18 protein-coding genes are annotated in these 17,030 nt (G+C 69.7%); 5 read left to right on the top strand and 13 right to left on the bottom strand.

Annotation, left to right across the window (positions count from 1 at the left end):
* Positions 1-59 precede the first annotated feature (59 nt).
* The gene (locus DFR69_RS24305) at positions 60-2,249 is read left to right on the top strand and encodes a molybdopterin-dependent oxidoreductase (RefSeq protein WP_110039943.1); all 2,190 of its coding nucleotides are present in this window, start codon (positions 60-62) and stop codon (positions 2,247-2,249) included.
* Here DFR69_RS24305 and DFR69_RS24300 read toward each other — a convergent pair whose 3' ends face one another.
* Both DFR69_RS24300 and DFR69_RS24295 read right to left on the bottom strand, forming a co-directional pair.
* Entirely contained in the window at positions 2,250-3,287 is a 1,038-nt protein-coding gene (locus DFR69_RS24300) for a fused (3R)-hydroxyacyl-ACP dehydratase subunits HadA/HadB (RefSeq protein WP_110039942.1), read from the bottom strand.
* A gap of 129 nt (positions 3,288-3,416) precedes the next feature.
* Positions 3,417-3,896: a MarR family winged helix-turn-helix transcriptional regulator gene (locus DFR69_RS24295; RefSeq protein WP_110039941.1), complete on the bottom strand. Its 480-nt coding sequence runs from the start codon at positions 3,894-3,896 to the stop codon at positions 3,417-3,419.
* Positions 3,897-4,002: 106 nt separating this feature from the next.
* On the opposite strand from DFR69_RS24295, the gene DFR69_RS24290 reads away from it, so the two are divergent.
* Positions 4,003-5,082: an epoxide hydrolase family protein gene (locus tag DFR69_RS24290; RefSeq protein ID WP_110039940.1), complete on the top strand. Its 1,080-nt coding sequence runs from the start codon at positions 4,003-4,005 to the stop codon at positions 5,080-5,082.
* A gap of 7 nt (positions 5,083-5,089) precedes the next feature.
* Here DFR69_RS24290 and DFR69_RS24285 read toward each other — a convergent pair whose 3' ends face one another.
* From DFR69_RS24285 to DFR69_RS24265, 5 genes are read right to left on the bottom strand one after another with little or no spacing between them, the layout of a single operon-like run.
* Complete coding sequence (locus tag DFR69_RS24285) at positions 5,090-5,584, bottom strand: hypothetical protein (protein ID WP_110039939.1); 495 nt, start codon at positions 5,582-5,584, stop codon at positions 5,090-5,092.
* Positions 5,581-5,994 (bottom strand): NUDIX hydrolase, encoded by a 414-nt coding sequence (locus tag DFR69_RS24280; RefSeq protein WP_110039938.1) that lies wholly within the window; start codon positions 5,992-5,994, stop codon positions 5,581-5,583. The genes DFR69_RS24285 and DFR69_RS24280 overlap by 4 nt, the downstream gene beginning before the upstream one ends.
* 19 nt (positions 5,995-6,013) lie before the next feature.
* On the bottom strand, positions 6,014-6,493 hold the full coding sequence (locus DFR69_RS24275; RefSeq protein WP_110039937.1) for a carboxymuconolactone decarboxylase family protein: 480 nt from the start codon (positions 6,491-6,493) through the stop codon (positions 6,014-6,016).
* Positions 6,490-7,569 carry an NAD(P)H-dependent amine dehydrogenase family protein gene (locus DFR69_RS24270; RefSeq protein ID WP_110039936.1) on the bottom strand — a complete coding sequence of 360 codons (1,080 nt, stop codon included), beginning with the start codon at positions 7,567-7,569 and terminating at the stop codon, positions 6,490-6,492. The genes DFR69_RS24275 and DFR69_RS24270 overlap by 4 nt, the downstream gene beginning before the upstream one ends.
* Positions 7,570-7,600: 31 nt before the next feature.
* Positions 7,601-8,713 carry a winged helix DNA-binding domain-containing protein gene (locus DFR69_RS24265; RefSeq protein ID WP_110039935.1) on the bottom strand — a complete coding sequence of 371 codons (1,113 nt, stop codon included), beginning with the start codon at positions 8,711-8,713 and terminating at the stop codon, positions 7,601-7,603.
* 134 nt (positions 8,714-8,847) lie between these two features.
* Here DFR69_RS24265 and dinB point away from each other — a divergent pair, with 134 nt between their 5' ends.
* Positions 8,848-10,083: a DNA polymerase IV gene (gene dinB, locus DFR69_RS24260; protein ID WP_110039934.1), complete on the top strand. Its 1,236-nt coding sequence runs from the start codon at positions 8,848-8,850 to the stop codon at positions 10,081-10,083.
* On the opposite strand, the gene DFR69_RS24255 is transcribed toward dinB, so the two are convergent.
* Complete coding sequence (locus DFR69_RS24255) at positions 10,069-10,680, bottom strand: TetR/AcrR family transcriptional regulator (RefSeq protein WP_244198434.1); 612 nt, start codon at positions 10,678-10,680, stop codon at positions 10,069-10,071. The two genes, dinB and DFR69_RS24255, sit on opposite strands and share 15 nt — an antisense overlap.
* Positions 10,681-10,796: 116 nt before the next feature.
* Between DFR69_RS24255 and DFR69_RS24250 the strand changes: the two genes are divergently transcribed.
* Together DFR69_RS24250 and DFR69_RS24245 are read left to right on the top strand one after the other, a co-directional pair.
* Positions 10,797-11,834 carry a hypothetical protein gene (locus DFR69_RS24250; RefSeq protein ID WP_110039932.1) on the top strand — a complete coding sequence of 346 codons (1,038 nt, stop codon included), beginning with the start codon at positions 10,797-10,799 and terminating at the stop codon, positions 11,832-11,834.
* A gap of 7 nt (positions 11,835-11,841) precedes the next feature.
* Positions 11,842-12,195, top strand: coding sequence for a PLD nuclease N-terminal domain-containing protein (locus DFR69_RS24245; protein WP_110039931.1), 354 nt, complete (start codon positions 11,842-11,844; stop codon positions 12,193-12,195).
* Here DFR69_RS24245 and DFR69_RS24240 read toward each other — a convergent pair whose 3' ends face one another.
* The 5 genes from DFR69_RS24240 to DFR69_RS24220 are packed head-to-tail and all read right to left on the bottom strand — an operon-like array spanning position 12,196 to position 17,030.
* The gene (locus DFR69_RS24240; RefSeq protein WP_110039930.1) at positions 12,196-13,074 is read right to left on the bottom strand and encodes a phosphoribulokinase; all 879 of its coding nucleotides are present in this window, start codon (positions 13,072-13,074) and stop codon (positions 12,196-12,198) included.
* Between the two features lie 9 nt (positions 13,075-13,083).
* Positions 13,084-14,172 carry a class 1 fructose-bisphosphatase gene (locus tag DFR69_RS24235; protein ID WP_110039929.1) on the bottom strand — a complete coding sequence of 363 codons (1,089 nt, stop codon included), beginning with the start codon at positions 14,170-14,172 and terminating at the stop codon, positions 13,084-13,086.
* Positions 14,157-15,167, bottom strand: a complete 1,011-nt coding sequence (locus tag DFR69_RS24230; protein ID WP_110039928.1) for an AAA family ATPase — start codon at positions 15,165-15,167, stop codon at positions 14,157-14,159. Before DFR69_RS24230 ends, DFR69_RS24235 begins: the two co-directional genes overlap by 16 nt.
* Positions 15,157-15,579 carry a ribulose bisphosphate carboxylase small subunit gene (locus DFR69_RS24225; protein WP_110039927.1) on the bottom strand — a complete coding sequence of 141 codons (423 nt, stop codon included), beginning with the start codon at positions 15,577-15,579 and terminating at the stop codon, positions 15,157-15,159. The genes DFR69_RS24230 and DFR69_RS24225 overlap by 11 nt, the downstream gene beginning before the upstream one ends.
* A gap of 8 nt (positions 15,580-15,587) precedes the next feature.
* Entirely contained in the window at positions 15,588-17,030 is a 1,443-nt protein-coding gene (locus tag DFR69_RS24220) for a form I ribulose bisphosphate carboxylase large subunit (protein ID WP_110039926.1), read from the bottom strand.

Raw genomic sequence — 17,030 nt, 5'->3', positions numbered from 1 at the left:
CCCGGACGGGTCGGCCGCGCTAGCGTGGATCGAGCGGTTCGGCGAAGGATGGGGTCAGCGTGGACACGAAGACGATCGCCCGGCAGTGCACACTGTGCGAGGCGCACTGCGGGATTCTGGTGACGGTCGACGGTGAGCGGGTCACCCGGATCGAAGGCAATCCCGAGGACGTGCTGTCCAAGGGCTACATCTGCCCGAAAGCCACGGCCATGGGCGGTCTGCACCACGATCCGGACCGATTGCGCACCCCGGTCCGCCGGGTCGGTGACACCTTCGCACCGATCGGCTGGGACGAGGCGTTCCGCGAGATCGGCCAGCGCCTGCGCGCGGTCCGGCACGCGCACGGCCCCAGCGCCATCGGCATGTACATGGGCAATCCGGCCGCGCACAGTTCCTCGGTGCTCTACGCCGTGGCCCTGCGCATGGCGCTGCTCACGCGCAACTTCTTCACCGCCTCCTCGATCGACCAGTTCCCGCAGGAATTCGTCGCCTGGCGCATGTTCGGCGCCAACGTCCTCATGCCGGTCACCGATATCGACCGCACCGACCGGCTGGTGATCCTGGGCGCCAACCCCGCGGTCTCCAACGGCTCGATCACCACCATGCCCGGCGCGCGCACCCGCATCAGCGAGGTCCGTCGGCGCGGCGGCACCGTCGTCGTCATCGACCCGCGCCGCACCGAGACCGCGCGCCTGGCCGACCAGCACGTGGCGGTCCGGCCCGGCGGCGACGTGTTCCTGCTGCTCGGCATGCTGCACGTGCTGATCGGTGAAGACCTGTGCGACCCACGGGCCGTGGGCGAGCAGTGCTCGGGCTTCGACGAGTTGGTGCGCCTGGTCGAGGCGACCACCCCGGAACGGATGGCCCCGCACGCCGGGGTCGACGCCGACACCATCCGCACCCTGGCCCGCGAACACGCCGCCGCGCGGTCAGCCGTGCTCTACGCGCGGATCGGGGTGTGCCTGCAGGTCACCGGAACCCTCACGCACTGGCTGGTGAACACGATCAACGCCGTCACCGGCAACCTCGACCGAGCGGGCGGACAGATGTTCGCGACCCCGCCCGTCGACGCCGCCCGCTACGGCAAATACCTGCCCATGGGCCACGGCGCCTGGACCGACCGATCCGGCACCAGGAAGTCCTTCCGCGGTGAACTGCCGGTGTCCGCGCTGGCCGAGGACATCCTCACCGAGGGACCCGACCGGATCCGGGCCATGATCACCTACGCCGGCAACCCGGTGCTGTCCACCCCACAGCGCGGACGTCTCGACGACGCCCTGGAATCCCTCGACTTCTACGTCGCGGTCGACATGTACGTCACCGAGACCACCCGGCACGCCGACATCATCCTGCCGCCGGTCTCCCCGCTCGAACGCGAGGACCTCAACCTGCTGTTCCCCGTCTTCAGCGTGCGCAACAACGCCCGCTTCGACGCCGCCGTGTTCGCCCCGCCCGCCGACGGCCTCGAGGACTGGCAGATCCTGGCCCGCCTGATCACCGAACTGACCCCGCTGCCCGCGCGCCGCTTCACCGGCCGCGCCCTCACCGGCCTGTTCGACCAGCTCAGCCCGCTGCGCCTGACCGCGGCGGCCATCGCGGCAGGGCCCTACGGCGTGCTGCGCAAGGGCCGGAAAGGGTTGACCGTCAACCGTCTTCGCGCCAGAACCGGCGGGGTCGACCTCGGCCCGCTGGTGCCCCGCCTGCGCGAGCTGATCGGCACGAAGGACCGCAAGGTGAACCTGACGCCGCCGGACTTCCTGAGCGCGGTGCGCGCCGTCCTCGACGACACCGACGCCATCGAGGACCCCGGCTACGACCTGCAGCTCATCGGCCGACGTCACCTGCGCAGCAACAACTCCTGGCTGCACAACATCGAGACGATGGTGAAGGGCCGCGACCGGTGCACCGTCCTCATGCACCCGGCCGACGCCGCCGAACGCGGCCTGGCCGACGGCGATCCGGCGTCGGTGGAGTCGGCCGTCGGCGCGATCGTGGCGCCCGTGGAGATCAGCGACGACATCCGCGCCGGGGTGGTCGCCATCCCGCACGGGTGGGGCCACCGCGGCGCAGGCGTCGGCTGGCAGGTGGCCGCCGCGCATCCGGGCGTGAACGTGAATCTGCTGCACGATCCCGACCGCGCCGACCCGCTGTCGGGGGCGGCGGCGGTCAACAGCACCTGGGTGCGCGTGGGACCCGTCGGGGCCACGCCCACCGAGCACAGCGCGGCCGCGGTGGCCGCGCCGCACTGATCAGCGGAACCGCAGCGTGGTGGTCGCCAGGCCGAAGATCTTGCGACCACCCGACTTGGCGACGATCGCGATCACGGCCGAGCGGGTCTCGGGATCGATCGACTTGACCCGGCCGGTGTACTCGATCTCGCCGCCGGCCTGCTTGTCGACGATGACCATGTTCGACAGGCGCACGCCGTAGCGGGTCACCGCGCCCGGATCGCCCGACCACGCCGAGACGAAACCGGCGCCCAGCCCCATGGTGAGCATGCCGTGCGCGATCACGTCGGGCAGCCCGGCCAGCTCGGCGATGGCGGCGTCCCAGTGGATCGGGTTGCCGTCGCCGGAGACGCCCGCGTAGTTCACCAGATCGCCGCGCGAGAGCCGCGCCGCGCGGATCGGCAGCTCGGCGCCGACGGTCAGCTCCTCGAACGACAGCGTCGTCCCCGGTTCCCGGGTGACGCCCTCGGCGGAGAGGCGGAGTTCGCCCTCGGGACGCAGCGGCGTCTCCGTCTGCTCGGTGGCGGCGTCGCCGTTGCCGAACACCTTGACCCCGTGCACCATCACGTTCTCCACGGCGGCGGTGATCGCGGGGTCGACGCCGTCACCGGTGATGCCGACGACGGTCGTGTGCATGACGTGCACGGTCTCGCCGGACTCGTCGGCGAAGGTGTTGGTGACGGTGATCAGGTCCTTGCCCGCGATCCGGCGCACCGAGGACAGTTCCACGTCGACCACGAGCCGGTCACCGGCCACGATCGGCTTGTGCTGCTCGAAGACCTGCTCGGTCTGCACGAACATGTCGTAGCCGGTGACCACGGACTCGAACAGCGCGCGGTTGGCCGCCATCGCCGGGATGGAGGTGAACGTCAGCGGGGCGACGAGCCCGCGGTAGCCGAGTGCGGTCGCGGCGTCCTCGTCCCAGTGCGCGGGGTGGAAATCCTGCACCGCCCTGGCGTATTCGCGGACCTTCTCCCGGCCGACCTCGTAGACGTCGTCGACCCGGTAGTAATGCCCTACCTTCGACGCGATATCAGGGGCATCGACCACGGAAGTCACTTTGAGATCACCTTCGTTCGGGGAACGGACACCCGGCAGGCTAGCGGACTCACCGCGATATCGCGCACACGTTGGGGTACTTCACAGCCCGACCCGCCGCTCCCACGCCGTACACGGCGCGTCGACAGCTCATCGCCGCGCGTCCTGGCCGCCGTCGGTGAGCTGGTCGTGGTGGGCCAGCAGTGTCGACAGCAGGCTGGTCAGCCGTGCGCGGTCGGCCGGTGCGAGCGGCGCCAGGAGCTCGTCCTGGGCGGCGGCGAGTCGCTGTTCGAGGCGGCGTAGCTGACGCCGGCCCGCGGTGGTCAGGGAGATGACGTTGCGGCGCCGGTCGACGGGGTCGGGAGCGCGTTCGACCAGATCCCGTTCGGCGAGTTCGTTGATGGTGGCGACGAGATCGCTGACGTGGATACCGCTGCGGCGGCCGACGCCGGCCTGACTGGCGGGGCCGAATTCGGCCAGCGTCGCCAGCACCCGGTAGTGGTAGCCGCGGCCGCCGACGGCCGCGAAGCCGTCGCTGACGAGGCGATGGGCGTGGTGGGCGGTCTGGGTGAGCAGCCAGCTGGGCAGGGTCTCCCAGCTGGGCTGTGTCGACGCGGAGGGCTTCGTCATGACCGGAGTCTACCGCAATCGTTGGACGGGCCAACGATCTGCTGATAACGTTGGCTGCACAAACGTTTGGCTCACCAATATCAATCTTCCGCCCGGAGACGAAACCATGATCGAACCGTTCCGCGTCCACATCCCCCAGGCCGACCTGGACGACCTGCGCGACCGCCTCGCCCGCACCCGCTGGCCCAACGAAGTCACCGACGCCGGCTGGGACTACGGCTTCCCCCTGGCCCGGCTGCGGCAACTCGCCGAGCACTGGCGCGACGGGTACGACTGGCGCGCCCACGAGGCCCGACTCAACGAACTGCCGCACTTCATCACCGAGATCGACGGGCAGAGCATCCATTTCGTCCACGTCCGCGCCGCCGACCCGCACGCGCGGGCCCTGATCCTCACCCACGGCTGGCCCGGCTCGTTCCTGGAGTTCCTCGACGTCATCGCGCCGCTGTCGCGCGAGTTCCACCTGGTGATCCCGTCCATCCCCGGCTACGGCTTCTCCGGGCCCACCCACGAACGCGGCTGGGACGCCGAGCGCGTCGCCCGCGCCTGGGCCGAACTGATGCGCTGCCTCGGCTACGACCGCTACGGCGCCCAGGGCGGCGACTTCGGCGCGGGCATCTCGATCGCGCTCGGCGCCCACGCGCCCGACCATGTGGTCGGCGTGCACGTCAACTACCTGCCGACCCGCCCGGACCCCGACGCCGACCTCGACCTGTCACCGACCGACCTCGCCCGGCTCGACACCGTGCGCCACCTGATGGCCAACCGTCCGCCCTACCAAGCGCTGCAGGCCACCACCCCGCAGACCCTCGGCTACGCCCTCACCGACTCCCCCGTCGGCCAATTGGCCTGGATCGCCGAACGATTCGCGCAGTGGACCGACCCGCGCACCCCCGTCGACGACGATCGCGTGCTCACCGACGTCTCGCTCTACTGGTTCACCGCCACCGCGGCGTCCTCGGCTCGGCTGCATCGCGACACCCCGCGTGGCGCCACGGGCTGCCCGGTCCCGCTCGGTGTGGCGGTGTTCCCACGCGACATCACCCAGTCGGTGCGCCCGCTGGCCGAACGGCTCTACGACATCCGGCACTGGTCGGAATTCGACCGTGGCGGGCACTTCGCCGCGATGGAGGTGCCCGACCTGCTGGCCGGCGACATCCGCGAGTTCTTCCTCGCCAGGTCCTGAACCGCGCTCAGATCTGCTGCAGCCACGACACGAACAACAGCGCGCCCGCCGCGGTGAGGACCACGGCGGCCGGCAGCACCCACCAGGGACCGTCGCCACCGAAGACGGCCCGCGTCACCCGCAACTGGACGCGACCGAGCCCGGCGACCACACCGACGAACAGCGGCGCCACCACCAGGCTCACCGCCGCGTGCACCGCCCACGCGCCCGCCAACGTCGGTCCGCCCCAGGAATTCTCGTAATCGTTCGCCGCGACCAACGGATACAGCAGCCCGCGCACCAGCCCGAGCACGGTCAGCATCAGCAGGAACCAGGCCACGACGCCCGGACCGGCCGACAGCACCGAGTGCGCCACGCAGCGGCCGGTACCGATCCACCGCGCGGCCACGGGCTCGCGCAACAGCCGCCGCGGCACCCGCAACCGGGTCCGCGCCGGCGCGAAGGCCAGCGGCAGCGCCAGCAGCGCGTACGCGACCGTCCGCGCGAGGCCGCCGCCGGTCACCGTAACGAGCCCGCCGCGGCTAGATCGTCGAAGAGCAACTGGTCGACAGGGGGTACGAGATCACGGTCCCGGTATCCGAACCAGGCCAGCGCGTCGATCTCGCTGCTCGCGGTGAGCACGCCCCGGTATTCGGCGGTGTAGCAGGCCATCCGGACCACGGTGGCGTGGCCGTCGGCCACCGCCGCCTCGTAGGTGCCCACGTGTACGGCGGTGGCGGCGTCGAGCTCGACCGTCAGCTCCTCGGCGACCTCACGCACGAGCGTCTGCAGGTCGGTCTCGGCGCCCTCGCGTTTGCCGCCGGGAACGAAGTACACGTCCTTGCCGCGCGGGCGCCCGCACAGGATGCGCCCGTCCTCGATCAGGACCCACGCGACGGTATCGATCAGCTGCTGTACCGAAGAGTCCACCACGGCCCGCAGCCTACGCCCGTCAGTGCCCCGGCAGGACGCAGACGGTGTCCAGTCCGAGCACGCGGTTGAGCCTGCCGAATGCCAGCCACGAACCGATGCTCATGCTGAGTTCGACCACCTCGGCCTGGGTGTAGTGCTCGAACATCTTGGCCCAGAACGCGTCGTCGAGGTTGTGATGGTCGGTGGCGTAGCGTTCGGCGTACTCGGCGGCGAGCCGGGCGCGCTCGTCGAAGCGGTCGGTGGTTCGCCAGTTCGTCACCGCCTCGGCGAACTCGGCCTCCACCTTCTGCCCGTCGCGTTCGGTGCGCCAGTCCTGACAGAACAGGCACCCGTTGATCTGCGCGATCCGCAGCCGCGCGGCCTCGAACTCGCGCAGACCCAGGGTCGAATGCTCGTAGACCGACAGCGAGAACGCGGCGGCGGCGACACCGATGCCGGGCACCATCTCGCCCCACACGTAGCCGATCGGGTCCTTGCCCTCGGGAATGTCGATGATCATGGGGTCTTCCTTCCGAGTTTGCCGACCGCGGCCCGCAGCGGCACATCGAGCGCGTCGTAGAGGCCGGGTTCGGCCTCGACCAGCCAGTCGATGGCGTTGACCAATCGGCCCACGGCCGTGGCGTTTCCGCCCGCCGACCGGTTGCCGCCTTCGTCGGAGGCCTCCACGCTCACCTCGATGCGCGGAGTGCCCTCGATGATCACCCGGTGCGCGCCGACGCCGTCCGGCGGCGTCGGCCAGTCCGGCGCGCAGCTCGGGTGGATGCGGGTGACGTGTTCGATGACGATGCGCGGCTCACCCTCGATGATGCCCTGCACCTCGAACCGCACCGCGCCCTGGGTGCCCGCCGCGAACTCGCCCATCTGCGCGGTCTGCACGGTCGCATCGAGTGCACGCCGGTCCAAGGTCTCGCGGATCTCGTCGAGTTCCACGCCCAGCGCCCTGGCCATGAGCCGGATCTGCCCGCCCCACACCATGGTCGGCACCGACGGCAACAGCATCGGCGGCTGATAGTCCATCGGCTGTCCCATGCCGACCAGATAGCGCACCGAATCGGGTTGGTCGTAGGTGGAGTAGTCGAAGATCTCCTGGCAGCGCACCGCATCCAGGGTGCTCGACAGGCCGCTCATCAACAGCGGCAGCACATCGTTGCCCCAGCCGGGATCGACGCCGGAGACGAACAGCGAACCACCGCCCTCGTCGATCGCGGCCAGTACCGGCTCGCGCAGTTCGGCGGGGGCGCCGACCGGATCGTAGAGCGGATACAGGGCGGGGGTGACGACGACCGCGCCCGCGCGCAGGGCGCGCACGATGTCGGCGAGCGCGTCATCGGGACGGATGTCACCGGAGGCCGCGTAGACGACAGCGAGCGGCGCGGTGGCGAGCACGGCGTCGATGTCGGCGGACGCGGCCACGCCCAGTTCGGTGTCGAGACCGGCGAGTGTGCCCGCGTCACGGCCGATCTTGTCGGGGTTGTGCACGAGCACCCCCGTGAGTTCCAGCGCCGGGTGGGCGGCCACGGCACGGATGGCCGCTCGGCCGACATTGCCGGTGCCCCAGACGATCGTGGGGATCATCGCGCGAGCCTAACAAGTGCTTGGTTTGGTGTCAGGCGTTTCGGACGGTCAGCGCGGTCTCGCCGAGCGCGGCACCCAGCCGGTCCACGGCCGCGGCGAGCGCCCGCTTCGGCACCGCGGCGCCGTCGAAGAGCGCGAGCACGATCGCGTCCTCGGCCCGTTCCCAGGTCCCGGCGATGCGCCCGTCGACCACGACCAGTGGCGAGATCCAGCCCGCGGTCCTGCTCACCTTCGCCCGATGCTCGGCAGGCAGCAGCGCGGTGTCACCGGTGCCGGGACCGAGGACGTACTGGTCGAACGGGCCGAGCAGATGGATCGCGCCGTCGAGGCCGGCCGCGGCGAGGTCGTCGGCGAACTCGGCCGGAATCCAGCCGGTCCTGCCCTCGACATCGACCTGGGTCAGCTCCGCCCCCAGCTCGGCGAACCACCCGCGCACCACGGTCTTGCGCAGATTGTTGCGGCTGAGCCAGGTGTCGAACGCCTCCGGTGTCGCCGGACCGTACGCGCCGAGGTAGGCCTTGATCAGCGTGGGCGCCGCGCTGTTCGGCTCGGGGATCCCGGTCCAGCCGGGGATCAGGTGCCCGGGGGTGGTGAAGGTGACGTTGGTGCCGCGCATCGGGCCGTGACACAGCGCGCCCTGCCAGGCCAGCGGTTTGAGCACCGCGCCCCAGCCGGAGCGCAGCTGGTCGGCGAGGTGAGCGAAACCCGGTTGGGCCAGCACCGCCTCCACGAGTTCGGCGCGGGTCAGCACCTGGTCGGCGAGGATGCCCGACACCGCCTCGACGAGGGCGGCCACCTCGTCGGGAGTGGCGCCGAAGGTCTTGCGCCACGCGGGTTTCTCCCACGTCCGTGCCGAGCCGATGAGCGCGAGTGCGGCCGCGGCTTGCGCGGGCGGCATAGCGTGCAGCGTGCCGCGCATGGCCCAGGTCTTCACCAGGGTGCCCGCGGCCAGTGCCTCGGTCACCGCGTTCGGGCGCGCGACCCGGCTGCGCACGGCCACCGCGATATCGGCCGCCGAGGCCACCTGCGCCTGGATCCCGGCCGAGCGCTCGGCGATCTCGGTGGCCGAGCCGGCCGCCGGATCGGTGAGGAACTGGCGGGCCAGCCGCCACGCGAACACCTGATCCCACCCGACACTCATCATGGGCAGCAACCTCTTTCACCGTAGGGACGCCGTCCATCACAGCAGAGCCCACCGACAGCGCCCGCTGGGGCCAGGGGAAGACGATCCGCCGCAATCGCGGAGCAATCTTTTCTGTCGGACCCCGATGCGAACATATGTTCGTGTCCGATTCCGTCGCAGCGCGTCGCCCGCGCATCCAGACCCGCGCCGAGGCGTCGATCCTGCACGCCGATCTGGATTCCTTCTACGCCTCGGTGGAGCAGCGCGACCAGCCGTGGCTGCGTGGCAAGCCGGTGATCGTCGGCGGCGGGGTGGTACTGGCCGCCAGCTACGAAGCCAAGGCCTTCGGCATCCGCACCCCGATGAACGCCGGACAGGCGCTGCGGTTGTGCCCGCACGCGGTGGTCGTGCCGCCGCGCATGGCGGCCTACGCCGAAGCGAGCAGGGCGGTGTTCGCGATCTTCCACGACACCACGCCCGTCGTGGAGGGGATCTCCATCGACGAGGCCTTCCTCGACGTCGGCGGCCTGCGCCGCATCCGCGGCGAACCGATCGACATCGCGCGCACCCTGCGCACCGAGGTCAGTACCCAAGTGGGCCTGCCGATCTCGGTCGGTATCGCCCGCACCAAGTTCCTGGCCAAGGTGGCCTCCGCGGTCGCCAAACCCGACGGGCTGCGGCTCGTCGAGCCCGGCGGCGAACTCGATTTCCTGCACCCGCTGCCGGTCGAGCGCCTGTGGGGCGTGGGCGCGGTCACCGCGGCCACCCTGCACACCCACGGCATCACCCGGGTCGGCCAGCTCGCCGAGCTCGGCGAACCCCACCTGCGGGCCATCCTCGGGCCCGGCGCGGCCCGGCACCTGTTCGCCCTGTCCTGGGCGCGTGACCCGCGCCGGGTCGAGACCGGCCGGCGGCGCCGTTCGATCGGCGCCCAGCGCGCGCTCGGCCGCAGACGGCGCGAACCCGACGAGATCGCCGCCTACCTCGACGGACTCACCGACCGCCTCGGCCGCAGGCTACGCGCCGCCGACCGGGTCTGCCGCACGGTCATCCTGCGGCTACGCTTCGACGATTTCACCCGGGCCACCCGCTCGCACACCCTCGTCGAGGCGACCGATGTCACCGCGACGCTGCGCCGGGCCGCGCGCGAGCTGCTCGACACCGCCCAGCCGATGATCGACGAACGCGGCATCACCCTGATCGGCCTGTCGCTGACCAACCTCGACGACGCCGACACCGTGCAGCTGACGCTCCCGCTCGAGCCCCGCGCCGAGAACACCCTCGACGCGACGCTGGACGACCTGCGCCGCCGCTTCGGGTCGGCCGCCGTCACCAGGGCGGCGCTGCTGAAGAAGGGCGAGGGCGTGTCGGTGCCGCTACTGCCCGACTGAGGACCCCGCCCCGCTGCGGCGCACCAGTGGCAGGAACACCTCGTCGACGATCTCGACGAGCACGTCGTCGGGCGCGGTCGGCACGCCGCGCAGGACGAACTCGTTGCGCAACAGCACGATCGCCACGGTCGCCACCCGGGGCCGCAGGCATTCCGGCGCCGCCTCGCCGCGCGCCACGGCCCGTCCGAGCACCGTCAGCCAGGTGGCCGCGGTCGCGTCGACGGACTGTTCCGGCAGCTGAGCGAGCAGTTCGGCGGCGCCACCGGCCGCGGCGAGCAGCTCGCGCATGATCGCACCGAGTGCCGAACTCCAGTGCCGATTCGCCCGCCGCAACAGTTCGAGCGCGTCGGCGCGCAGGTCGCCGGTGTCGGGCACTTCGACGGCGGTGGCCAGGCGCCGGTAGGCCGCGATGCCGAGGGCGAGCCGATTGGGCCAGCGCCGGTAGATCGCGTTCTTGTTCGTGCCCGCGCGCTGGGCCACCTTGTCCATCGTCAGCCCGGCGAACCCGCCGTCGCGGAGTTCGTCGGCGGCCGCGCGCAGGATCGCGTCCTCGAGGGCGGCGCCACGGCGGCGCATCGGTTTGTCCGGTTCCGCCACGGGCGACCTCCTTCGGTTCCGGAGCATCGTACCCAAGTCGGATCACATTGCCGGCAGGTGAACCGTCCGTTAGGGTACTTCGCGTACCTTAGATTCGTTCCGAAAGGCCACTACCCATGCGCGCCACAGGCATCACATACGACACCGGGTTCCTCCGCGACGGCCTCTCCTCCCGACCGCATTTCGACACCGACGTCGTCCGCGCGGAACTGCGCATCATCCGCGACGACCTGCACTGCACCGCCGTCCGGATCGTCGGCGGCGACGCCGACCGCCTCGAACTCGCCGCGACCCACGCCGCCGACCTCGGCCTCGAGGTGTGGTTCTCGCCGTACCCGCTGGAACAGGACACCGAGCAGATGCGCACGTTCCTGCTCGACTGCGCCGAGCGCGCCGAACTGCTGCGCCGCCGCGGCGCCGAGGTCGTCCTCGTGATCGGCGCCGAACTGAGCCTGATGACCGGCGGATTCCTGCCCGGTGACACCGTCACCGAACGCGTCGCCTCGCTCACCGACGCCGACGCGCTGCCCGAGCGCGTGGCCCACGCGAGCGAACGGCTCAACGCCTTCTTCCACGCGACCGTCCCGGCGGTCCGGAAACGATTCACCGGCCGGCTCACCTACGCGTCGATTCCCCTCGAACGCGTCGACTGGACGCTGTTCGACCTGATCTCGGTCGACCTGTACCGCTCCGCGGCCGTCGCCGACCGCTTCGCCGACGGCGTCCGCGCGCTCGTCACGCAGGGAAAGCCGGTGGCCGTCACCGAATTCGGCGCGGCCACCTTCCGCGGCGCGGGCGACGTCGGCGCCAACGGCCTCGACATCGTCGAATACAACCCCGGCCCGGTCCGCCTCACCGCCACCCACACCCGCGACGAGGAAGGCCAGGCCACCTACGTGCGCGAGCTGCTCGACCTGTTCGAGGACGCGGGCATCGACACCGCGTTCGTGTTCCTGTTCGCCCTCTACGACATGCCGCACCGCCCCGACGGCGACCCGCGCGACGACCTCGACCTCGCCAGCTACGGCATCGTCAAGGTCCTCGACGGCCGCACCGGCACCGCCTACCCCACGATGAACTGGGAACCCAAGGCCGCCTTCGCCGCGGTCGCCGAGCATTACCGAGATGCGCGGGCCGCAACGCGCATGGGATAGTCGGCCAATGCCTTACGCCGTCCTCGGCTTCTTGACCCTCGCCCTGTGGGTGTACTGCCTCGTCGACATCATCACCAGCCCCGACGACGGGATCCGCCATCTGCCGAAGATGGGCTGGATTCTCGTGGTCGTGCTGGTGCCCACGGTCGGCGCCCTGCTGTGGCTGTTCGCCGGACGGCCCGTCGGTCCCGAACGTCGCCCCGCCACCACCCGCTACAGCGAATACGACCGGCCGGGTCGCGCGGTCGCGTCCAATCCCGATGACGACGAGGCGTTCCTGCGTGGTCTGCGCGAGCGCGCCGAACAGCAGCGTCGCGAGGCCCGCAGGCAGCAGGCCGAACGCGACGAGGACCAGGCCTGATCAGACGAACCTTTTGGGCCGCTTGTCCATCAGCCGCAGGATCAGCGGCGTGAAGATCAACTGCATCGCCAGTTCCATCTTCCCGCCCGGCACCACGATGCAGTTCGGGCGCGACATGAACGAATCGTGCAGCATCGACAGCAGATACGGGAAGTCGATCACCTTGGGGTCGGCGAACCGGATCACCACGAAACTCTCGTCCGCGGTCGGAATACTGCGCGCGATGAACGGATTCGACGTGTCCACGGTCGGCACCCGCTGGAAGTTCACATACGTGCGCGAGAACTGCGGGCAGATGTATTTCACGTAGTCGGGCATGCGGCGCAGGATGGTGTCGATCACCGCCTCACTGGAATAGCCGCGATGGGTCTTGTCGCGGTACACCTTCTGGATCCATTCGAGATTGATGATCGGCACCACCCCGACCAGCAGGTCGGTGTAGCGCGCCACGTTCACGGAATCGGTCACCGCCGCACCGTGCAGGCCCTCGTAGAACAGCAGATCGCTACCCGGCGCGAGATCCTCCCACGGCGTGAACGTGCCCGCGGGCTGTCCGTAGGGCTTGGCCTCCTCGTCGTCGTGCAGGTACCTGCGCACCTGCCCGACGCCGGTTTCGCCGTACTCCCGGAACAGGGTCTCCAGTTCCGGGAGCAGATTCGCGTCCTCCCCGAAATGGGAGAACGTCGTATTGCGTTGCTGTTCGGCCTCGGCCATCGCGATCTTCATCTCCGCGCGGTCGAAACGATGGAACGAATCCCCTTCCACCACCACCGCGCTGATGCCCTCCCTCCGGAAGATCTCCTCGAAGGTCCGGGTGACACTGGTCGTGCCCGCACCGGAGGACCCGGTGATCGCGACAACGGGATGCTTGACCGACATGGGCGTCTCCTAGGTGCGCTGGTCGTGCTTGGCCGGACGGAAGAGCGAGCGCGTCCCGAACAGCGAACTGTCGAAACTCGGTCCCGCGTCGGGCTCCCGGTGATAGCGCTCCACCCGCAGCACCTCGTTGCGTGAGCCGAAGATGAACGGCACCCGCTGATGGACCTCCGCCGGCGGCACCGCCATCACCCGGTCGTGGCCGGTGCTGGCCGCGCCCCCGGCCTGCTCCACGATGAACGCGATCGGATTCGCGCCGTAGAGCAGCGAGACCCGCCCCGGCCGCGCCGGATTGCGGGTATCACGCGGGTACAGATACATCCCGCCCCTGGTGAGAATGTGGAAGGTGTCGGCCACCAGCGAGGCCACCCACCGCATGTTGAAATCGCGCCCGCGCGGCCCGTCCACCCCCTCCAGGCATTCGTGCACGTAGCGGCGCACCGGCCGCTCCCAGAAACGCTCGTTGGCCGCGTTGATCGCGAAACCCGAGGTGTCCTCCGGGATCCGCATGCCCGGGTGGGTCAGCACGAACGCGCCGATCTCCCGGTCCAGGGTGAACCCGTCGACGCCGCTGCCGGTGGTGAGCACCAGCATCGTCGCCGGGCCGTAGAGCGTGAACCCGGCGCACACCTGCCGCACACCCGGCTGCAGGAAGTCCTCGTCGCCGGGTTCTGCCACGCCGTCGAGGACCTCCTGCGGGGCACGCAGAATGCTGAAGATCGAACCGACCGGCAGATTCACGTCGATATTGCTCGACCCGTCCAGCGCGTCGAAAGCCAGCAGGTACTTGCCGCGCCGCTCGGTCGAGGGCACCGCCAGCGCCGTCGCCCGCTGCTCGGACAGCAGCCCCGACAGATGCCCGGTCCACTGGGTCTGGGCCACCATGATCTCGTCGGTGAGCACATCCAGCCGCCTGCTCACCGACATCGGCTCGTCCGCACCGCCAGGACCGACGATCGCGCCCCGCGTCACCTGATTGGCGATGATCTTCGTCGCCGTCGCCACCACGTTCACCAGTGCCGAGAACTCACCCGACGAGCCGGGATGCCGGTGCTCCTCCTCGATGGTGTAGCGGGTGAGCGTCTTCAAACTGTTCGGCATTGCGGCACCACCTCCGCCACCACCTCGTCGAAGACGCTGCTGCCGTAGACATCCCGATCGCACAGCGTGATCAGATCCGCCTTCGACAGCGGCCGGCCCGCTTCCACCAGCCGCTTGGCCTGCCGCAGCCGGCACCGATCGATGGCATTGCGCACGCTGCGCGCGTTGGAGAACCGCGGCCGGGCCATCCGGGCCGTCAGGTATTCGGCGAAGGCGGCGCGCGCGGCCGCGTCGAAGCGGAAGTTCTCCCCCGCCACCATCACCTCGGCGATCCCCAGCAACTCCTCGTGGGTGTAGTCGGCGAACTCGAGGTGGTGGGCCACCCGGGAGGACAGGCCCGGGTTCGCGGAGAACAAGCGATCCATCCGGTCCGGGTAGCCGGCGAAGATGACCACCAGGTTCGCGCGCTCGTTCTCCATCTCCTGCAGCAGGATCTCGATCACCTCCTGCCCGTAGTCGCGCTCGTTCTCGGGCCGGAACAGGTAGTAGGCCTCGTCGATGAACAGCACCCCGCCCGCGGCCTTGGCGATGGCCTCCTTCGTCTTGGGCGCGGTGTGCCCGATGAACTGCCCGACCAGATCGTCGCGGGTCACCGTGTGCACCTTCGGTTTCCGGATGTAGCCCAGCGCGTGCAGCATCTGCGCCATCCGCAATGCCACCGTGGTCTTGCCGGTGCCCGGCCCGCCGGTGAAGCTCATGTGCATCGTCGGGCGTGAGGAGGCCAGCCCGAACCGGCGCCGCGCCCGGTCGATCATCAGCAGCGCCGCGATCTCGCGCACCCGGTCCTTCACATTCGCCAGCCCGATCAGTTCCCCGTCCAGCGCCGACAGGGTGGCGGCCACATCGTGTCCGGCCAGGTCCTCGGACAGATCCAGCAGCGCGTCCTCGCCGAGCGGCGGCTCCTCGGCCGTCTCCTGCGGTGGGCGCGACGGCCGGGCGTCACCGACGCCCGGCCGCGCCAACCGGAATCCGCCCGCGGACCCGTCAGCCGCCATACCGCTGTCCCTGCGGGCGGCCCGTCGCATACGAACGGAAGCTGTAGACCTGGCGGCGATCAGCGCCCTCGGAGCGGGTGAGCTCGAAGCCGGGCTCCTCGGCCGGACGCTGCACCAGGAAGCTCAGTGCCGTGGTCTGTTTCGTATAGGTGGCGTCATAGGCCGTCACCCGCACATAGTGACGCGGGAAAGTCGCCCGGCAGGCGTTGATCTCGGCGAGCACCCCGTCTGGTTCGTCCAGATCGAACAGCGGCAGCCCCCACATCTCCCAGTAGGTGTTGCGCGGGTGCGGATCGTCGGTGTACTCGATCGAGACCGGCCAGTTGTTGAGCAGCGCGTAGCGCACCTGCGCCGCGATCTCGTCGTCGGTGAGTTCGGGCAGGTAGGAGAAGGTTCCCTGGCGCAGATACATGGTGCTCCCTACAGACTCGGCGTCGGCACCGCGTCGGGTGCGTCGGTGGAGGTGTAATCGAAGGTGACATCGCCCCAGGTCGACAGCGCGACCTCGAGCGAACGGCAGGTCGAGGCGGCCGTGCGCAGCACGTCGGGCCCCTCCTTCAGCAGGTCCCGGCCTTCGTTGCGGGCCTTGACCACCGCTTCCAGCGCCACCCGGTTCGCCTCGGCGCCCGCCGCGATCCCGAGCGGATGGCCGATCGTGCCGCCACCGAACTGCAGGATCACGTCGTCACCGAACAGATCGAGCAGCTGATGCATCTGCCCGGCGTGGATACCGCCCGAGGCCACCGGCATCACCCCGGGCAGGCTCGCCCAGTCCTGGTCGAAGAAGATGCCGTTGCCGAGTTCGGTGGGAATGTGGTTCTCGCGCAGCGTGTCGTAGAAACCGCGGGTGGTCGCCGGATCGCCTTCCAATTTGCCCACCACGGTGCCCGCGTGCAGATGGTCGACCCCGATCAGCCTGCACCATTTCGCGAGTACCCGGAAACTCACGCCGTGCGTCTTCTGCCGGGTGAAGGTCGAATGCCCCGCGCGGTGCAGGTGCAGCAGGACACCGTTGCGCCGTGCCCACTTCGACATCGACTGCATCGCGGTGTAGCCGACGGTCAGATCCATCATGATGACCACCGAGCCCAGTTCCTTGGCGAACTCGGCCCGCTCGTACATGTCCTCCATGCTCGCGGCGGTCACGTTGAGGTAGTGGCCTTTGATCTCGCCGGTCTCGGCCATCGCCCGGTTCACGCCCTCCATCGCGAACAGGTACCGGTCGCGCCAGCGCATGAACGGCTGGGAGTTGATGTTCTCGTCGTCCTTGGTGAAGTCGAGGCCGCCCCGGCAGGCCTCGTAGATCACCCGGCCGTAATTCCTGGCCGACAGTCCCAGTTTCGGTTTCACCGTCGCGCCCAGCAGCGGCCTGCCGTATTTGTTGAGATATTCGCGTTCCATCACCGTGCCGTGCGGCGGACCCTGGAAGGTCTTGACATAGGCCACCGGAATACGCATGTCCTCGAGCCGCAACGCGAGCAGTGGTTTGAAACCGAAGACATTTCCGATGATCGAGGAGGTGAGGTTGGTGATCGACCCCTCCTCGAAAAGGTCCAGATCGTAGGCGATGTAGGCGAAGTACTCGCCGGGCCTGCCCGGCACCTCGTCGACCCGGTAACACTTGGCCTGATACTTCGAGTGTGCCGTGAGCCGGTCGGTCCACACGACAGTCCAAGTGGCAGTGGAGGATTCACCCGCCACGGCCGCCGCCGCCTCGACCGGATCCACGCCCCGCTGCGGGGTCACCCGGAACACCGCGAGCACGTCGGTGTCCGAGGGCACATAGTCGGGTGCGTAATAACCCATCGACGCGTAGGACTGAACACCCGGATCCCAACGATCCCGTTCGGTTTCTTCCGCCAT

Source organism: Nocardia neocaledoniensis (assembly GCF_003182135.1).
Classification (GTDB): Bacteria; Actinomycetota; Actinomycetes; order Mycobacteriales; family Mycobacteriaceae; genus Nocardia; species Nocardia neocaledoniensis.
Note: the sequence above shows the minus strand (reverse complement) of the source record. Positions and strands in the feature narration are given on the sequence as shown.

Excerpts from the sequence above, each read along its gene's own strand:
- DFR69_RS24235 (WP_110039929.1), bottom strand. The coding sequence starts at position 14,172 with ATGCCGAACAGTTTGAAGACGCTCACCCGCTACACCATCGAGGAGGAG.
- DFR69_RS24270 (WP_110039936.1), bottom strand. The coding sequence starts at position 7,569 with ATGATCCCCACGATCGTCTGGGGCACCGGCAATGTCGGCCGAGCGGCC.
- DFR69_RS24245 (WP_110039931.1), top strand. The coding sequence starts at position 11,842 with ATGCCTTACGCCGTCCTCGGCTTCTTGACCCTCGCCCTGTGGGTGTAC.
- dinB (WP_110039934.1), top strand. The coding sequence starts at position 8,848 with ATGTTCGTGTCCGATTCCGTCGCAGCGCGTCGCCCGCGCATCCAGACC.
- DFR69_RS24265 (WP_110039935.1), bottom strand. The coding sequence starts at position 8,713 with ATGATGAGTGTCGGGTGGGATCAGGTGTTCGCGTGGCGGCTGGCCCGC.
- DFR69_RS24240 (WP_110039930.1), bottom strand. The coding sequence starts at position 13,074 with ATGTCGGTCAAGCATCCCGTTGTCGCGATCACCGGGTCCTCCGGTGCG.
- DFR69_RS24275 (WP_110039937.1), bottom strand. The coding sequence starts at position 6,493 with ATGATCATCGACATTCCCGAGGGCAAGGACCCGATCGGCTACGTGTGG.
- DFR69_RS24290 (WP_110039940.1), top strand. The coding sequence starts at position 4,003 with ATGATCGAACCGTTCCGCGTCCACATCCCCCAGGCCGACCTGGACGAC.
- DFR69_RS24295 (WP_110039941.1), bottom strand. The coding sequence starts at position 3,896 with ATGACGAAGCCCTCCGCGTCGACACAGCCCAGCTGGGAGACCCTGCCC.
- DFR69_RS24230 (WP_110039928.1), bottom strand. The coding sequence starts at position 15,167 with ATGGCGGCTGACGGGTCCGCGGGCGGATTCCGGTTGGCGCGGCCGGGC.
- DFR69_RS24220 (WP_110039926.1), bottom strand. The coding sequence starts at position 17,030 with ATGGCGGAAGAAACCGAACGGGATCGTTGGGATCCGGGTGTTCAGTCC.
- DFR69_RS24250 (WP_110039932.1), top strand. The coding sequence starts at position 10,797 with ATGCGCGCCACAGGCATCACATACGACACCGGGTTCCTCCGCGACGGC.
- DFR69_RS24225 (WP_110039927.1), bottom strand. The coding sequence starts at position 15,579 with ATGTATCTGCGCCAGGGAACCTTCTCCTACCTGCCCGAACTCACCGAC.